4 protein-coding genes, 1 other RNA gene and 1 pseudogene are annotated in these 5,316 nt (G+C 46.4%); 1 reads left to right on the top strand and 5 read right to left on the bottom strand.

The window, feature by feature from the left end:
• Positions 1-12: 12 nt before the first annotated feature.
• Complete coding sequence (locus L693_RS0113815; protein ID WP_025717763.1) at positions 13-423, bottom strand: MarR family winged helix-turn-helix transcriptional regulator; 411 nt, start codon at positions 421-423, stop codon at positions 13-15.
• Between the two features lie 337 nt (positions 424-760).
• Here L693_RS0113815 and L693_RS0113820 point away from each other — a divergent pair, with 337 nt between their 5' ends.
• Positions 761-1,981 carry an aminotransferase-like domain-containing protein gene (locus tag L693_RS0113820; protein WP_025717764.1) on the top strand — a complete coding sequence of 407 codons (1,221 nt, stop codon included), beginning with the start codon at positions 761-763 and terminating at the stop codon, positions 1,979-1,981.
• A gap of 486 nt (positions 1,982-2,467) precedes the next feature.
• On the opposite strand, the gene rnpB is transcribed toward L693_RS0113820, so the two are convergent.
• From rnpB to L693_RS0113835, 4 genes and pseudogenes are all read right to left on the bottom strand, one after another.
• An RNA gene (gene rnpB, locus L693_RS28090) (RNase P RNA component class A) lies at positions 2,468-2,865 on the bottom strand.
• Positions 2,866-2,941: 76 nt separating this feature from the next.
• Positions 2,942-3,509 (bottom strand): annotated as a pseudogene (locus tag L693_RS0113825) (flavin reductase family protein).
• Between the two features lie 64 nt (positions 3,510-3,573).
• Complete coding sequence (locus L693_RS0113830) at positions 3,574-4,689, bottom strand: Nif3-like dinuclear metal center hexameric protein (RefSeq protein WP_025717765.1); 1,116 nt, start codon at positions 4,687-4,689, stop codon at positions 3,574-3,576.
• On the bottom strand, positions 4,665-5,316 hold a 652-nt coding region (locus tag L693_RS0113835), incomplete at its 5' end, for a tRNA (adenine(22)-N(1))-methyltransferase (RefSeq protein WP_025717766.1). The genes L693_RS0113835 and L693_RS0113830, both read right to left, overlap by 25 nt.

Consider the following 5,316-nt stretch of genomic DNA (forward strand, 5'->3'; position numbering starts at 1 on the left):
CTGCATAGGAATTCAGCTTTTAGAGACAATAAGCTTAATGAGTCTGATAAATTCTTTCGCATCTTGTTCGTCCAGCTTGCGAAGAATGCTCTCGGTCCATGCGATTCCTTCATTATACTTGTCAATCATAAATTGCTTGCCTGAATCTGTAATACATACAATCACCTTACGTTTGTCGGTCACATCAGTACGGCGTACAACCAGACCTTTCTTCTCCAGGCTCTTCAGCGCCGTTGCTACCCGTCCCGTACTGACGGACAAGTACTCGCTCAAGCGGCCCGAGGTAACCCCGTCCTCATTGAAATTCAGACAGATGAGTATCCCCATTTCACCACGTGAGTAGTGCCCCCTCTCTTCTAATTGCGGCTTGTTCGTTTTGACAACATACTCGAATAGTTCTGTCGCTAATGCCTTATAATCCAATGGTCACAACACCTTCTGGCTTTTATCTTATACTATAAGATAAAAATGATGTCCGGGCAGAAAGTCAATTCGAGAAAATATGGAATACAAGAAGCATCCTTTATCATCTCTACGGGAATCCTTCTAGCGAGAAAACCAAGCATTTCAAGCTTGCACTGAACAATTACAAGGTTTAAGCGAAAATGATTTGTATGGTTGAATTTTTATTTGGAATCAGAATTTTTTCGGCTTTCGATCAAACCAATCAACTGTTATATTCTGTTGTTTACTGTTATACTTCATTATTGTTATAATACAATAAATTTCATAGTACAGTAGAACACAGGAGATGATTGGATTGGAATACAAATTTTCGGGTATGGCTCGTACTCAAGGCTCGTCCATCGTTAGGGACATTTTGAAGCTGACACAGGGAACAGAAGTGTTATCCCTGGCTGGCGGTCTTCCAGCCGACGCCTTTTTCCCTCTTGAAGCGGTTGCTAAAGCCTATGAGCGGGTATTCCGTCTTGGCGGTACTACCGCGCTTCAATACGGTCTAACCGATGGATACATTCCTCTACGGGAACGTCTTACAACCATGATGGCATCCCAAGGCATCTCCGTTACCAGAGATAACATCATCATGACGACGGGCTCGCAGCAGACTATTGATCTGGTGTCGCGTGTGCTGCTTGATCCGCAGGATACTGTATTAGTGGAGTCCCCTACTTATTTGGCAGCTCTTCAGGTGTTTAAGTCCTATGGCGTCAACATTATAAGTGTAAATACAGACTCCAACGGTATGCAATTAGATGATCTTGAAGCCAAGCTCAAGGAGCATCAGCCTAAATTCGTGTATGTCATACCAACCTTCTCCAACCCGGCGGGCAGTGTATGGAGCATGGAACGCAGAACAGGCGTTGTTGAGCTATGCCGTAAATACGAAACTTTGATTTTTGAGGATGATCCTTACGGACGTCTCAAATTTGACGAAAACCTTAACTTCCCATCTCTCTTCTCCATTAACCAACAGCAAGGCGGAGACGGTCATGTCATGTACACCTCTACATTCTCCAAAACCGTTGCTCCTGGTGTTCGTTCCGGATGGTTGATTGCTGATCAAGCGATTGTCAATAAAGTCTCGAAAGCCAAGCAATCTGCTGATCTGCACTCCAGCAGTATCGATCAACGTGCTTTAAATGAGCTCTTGGACTTTTTTGATTTGGATGGACATATTCGTACCGTATCCAGCGAATATCATTCTCGTATGCTCCGCCTCACAACGCTGATGAAAGAATGTCAATGGGAAGGCATTACGTGGGATGATGCTCTTGGAGGCATGTTTATGTGGGTTACTTTACCGGAAGGCTTCCGTTCCGATCGCTTGCTGGAACTGGCCATTCAGGAAGGCGTCGCATTTGTGCCTGGACAAGTATTTTATGCTGATCTGAGCGGTAGCAACCATATGCGGATCAACTTCACGCATACCGATCCTTCCCTGCTTCCTGAAGCGGTTGACCGTTTGGATCGGGCATTGAAGATGTATACAGAGGAAAGATTGGAAAAAAGCGTGCGCTGAGGAACTTGACACGGTGAGGCCGCTTCGCGAATCATTTGATCTTGCGATCGCTGTTGCCCTCGGACTCCTTTTGAATTTGAATAGTATGGTGGAATCCGAAGGCAAAGGCGAACGCTTCGCTTCTCCAGATCCAAATGCTCCGCTACGCTAACTGCGTGCCCTATCCCCGCACGTTTTTACGGTAGAGGAAATGAGTAGATGGAAAAACGAATGAAGCCCCCAACATGATATTGGGGGCTTCATTCTGCTTTGAAAAGATCCATTAAATTAAATAGACCTACAAATAGACGTACTTGCGTAAATACCGTATATAAAAAAAGGGTGGATTATGTCTCCAATAGGAACATTACCTCACCCTTTTCTTTAATAAATACATTTGAAAAATACAGTTAAATTACCGTTTGGTTATGACAACTTAAATTACAGCTTTTCATGCAAACAGATCAATTATAAAGGTTAAATTCATGCATTTTAAGGTGTTGCAGTGGGGAAAGCTTTCCGTAAGCCGGGTTCTGTGCTATCGTGGTACAGACGGGAACTACCCTCCCACTACAAGCGACAATCATCTATCTAGGCCGAATATTGCTATCCGGCTCCAGCGACCAACCTAGACACACCTCGGGCTAAGGCTGCTTCACGAAGAAGCTGTGTCCCATTAGGTCTTGCTCCAGATGGGGTTTACCAGGAACGAAGTCACCAGCGTTCCTCGGGGTCTCTTACACCTCGGTTCCATCCTTGCCTGTGCCGCATGCGGCCATCGGCGGTCCATTTCTGTGGCACTATCCTTCAACTCGCGCTGACTGGACGTTATCCAGCATCCTGCCCTATGGAGCCCGGACTTTCCTCTCGCGGCTCACGCCGCCAGCGATTGTCTGTCAAACTTTCCGAACAACATTACATAGTATACAGGGAACGTGCGCACGATACAACCTGAAATTATTGTAAAATAGGAAAATTCCTTTATTTGTCCAAATAAAAGGGGTGTACCTTCTTTTGCAACGTATTATCTGCCACAAGATAAGTAGAGCGACCCACGTATAGCGGAATATGCAGCTTACTAAATTCAGGTGTGTCTTCATCCAGAAAAAGTTCATCATCCCGGTAAGCTCTGCTTGATCTCACCGACAATCCAATCATGATCCCCACAGGTATGAATATCCACCACTTTGCACTCATAAGCAAGATAAGCTTCCAGCAATATAGGGACATCCACTGTAACTCCGTCCTCATATGCAATCTCGAAATGCTGGAACTTATCTATATCTCTACCGCTAAAAGTACCTACAGCCTGAATCAATTCCGATCTGTGGGCAGGCAAAAATTGAACACCAAAGCCCCCACTTTTTTCTATCAGACCATGTGAATACGTTTCCTTCCGCAACGAAATGCCATACATGCCTGGTGATGATCCTATATAGGTATGCCAGCCAGAGGCCATTACATTTTTCACACCATTATGGCAGGAAGTAACAACAGCAACCATCCTCGGATAGGCATGAATCACAGGATCAGCAATTAATGTTCGCACGTAACCTCTCCCCTATGAACTAAAAGTAATGAAACACCTTTATTTTCTCATAGAAGCTAGATATTTACAAGAATTGGAAAGGTTCAGTATCCACCTGGGATACATGTACCTCCGTCGCGTATCGTCCTTCTTCAAGCCGTTTGCGCATCCATTCTGCCGTTTTAGACTTCATAATCTTCTCAGCATTATGTCCAGGGTCAATAATGGCGATCCCCGCCATCAGGGCATCCTGTGCCGTGTGGTAGTCAATATCCCCCGTGACTAATACGTCTGCTCCTTTAAAAAGCGACTTATTCACATATCGGCTACCCGAGCCTCCCAGCACAGCTGCTTTTTTGATCGTTCGGTTCAGGTCGCCCACTACGCGTACATGCTCGACGTCAAATCCGTTTTTCACATCGTCTACAAACTCGTGTAACGTGCGGGCTTCTTTAAGCCTGCCCACCCGCCCCAAGCCAAAGGTACGGCCCTGCAAATCCATATGGTACAGGTCGTAAGCCACCTCTTCATAAGGATGGGCCTTCAGCATGGCTTGCACAACTTTATTGCGTACACCCTGTGGTACAATGGTCTCAATCCGAACCTCTTCACTACGTTCCATTTTGCCCGGCTCACCCAAAAATGGCTGTGTGCCTTCACCCGGCACGAAAGTACCGTAGCCATCAATATTAAAGCTGCAATGACTGTAATTGCCAATATGCCCGGCTCCGGCACCCAGCACGGCGTCCAATACCTTTTGATGATGTGTTTTGGGTACGAAAACGACAAGCTTGAATAGTTGCTCCGTGTGAACATCTTCCAGCGAGCCTTCACTTTGAATCCCCAAGGCTTCTGCCATCCAGTCGTTCATGCCATCCTCTGCCGTATCCAGATTCGTATGACTGATATAGACGGCAATATCATTCTTGATCAGCTTCTCATACATTCTACCCGCAGGCTGATCTGTGTTCAAAGCTTTAAGTGGGCGGAATATAATCGCATGATGGGCAATAATGAGGTCAGCCTTTACGCGGATCGCCTCTTCGACAACCTCGTCATTGACATCCAGAGCGATCAATATGTTTTTGATTTCCTTCTGCAGGCTACCAAGCTGAAGCCCGATTCTGTCGTCCGGAACTGCCAAATATTTGGGTGCCAGCTGCTCCATATAGCTAATCACTGTTTGTCCTTTGGCAAACATGCAAGTACCTCCTCTAATTGTTCAATTTGTTTACGCAACTGCTCCTGCTTATGCTGCGCAGATTCCTGCTCAGACCGCGAGACCTGTGCCAGTACATCCTGAAGCTTCCGAATTTCCAGCTTCCATTTCCTGAAAAAGACTTCATTCGGCTTTTTGACCAATAACGGTCCGAGTTGCATCAGCCAATCCCGAGTCAGCACCAACGAGCTTCCGGGAAGCTCCCATGGTCGATACAGCTCGTCCTGCTTAAAAGGGGATTCGGAAGCGGGTATTGCCGTTAGAATTTCGTATATTTTCCCGTCCTCTTCCATGATATGCTCGCCTGTTAATACCCACTGATGCTCAATCAACCAACGGCGTAAAATATCCTCACCGACGTTGGGCTGTAAAACCAGTTGCTTCACTGATGCAAGCTTGTCTTTTCCTTGGTCCAATATCGAAGCGATCAAGGCACCGCCCATGCCGGCTATCGTAATAACATCGACCTCATGAGCCTTAATCACAGCCAAGCCGTCTCCCTTTCTAACCATAATGCGATCAGCGAGACCAGCTTCAGCCACCTGCTTTTGAGCTGCACGCAGCGGCCCATCGTTGACCTCGCCCGCAACGGCTTGCGGCACCCTGCCA

The organism is Paenibacillus sp. 1-18, assembly GCF_000520755.1.
GTDB lineage: Bacteria > Bacillota > Bacilli > Paenibacillales > Paenibacillaceae > Paenibacillus > Paenibacillus brasilensis.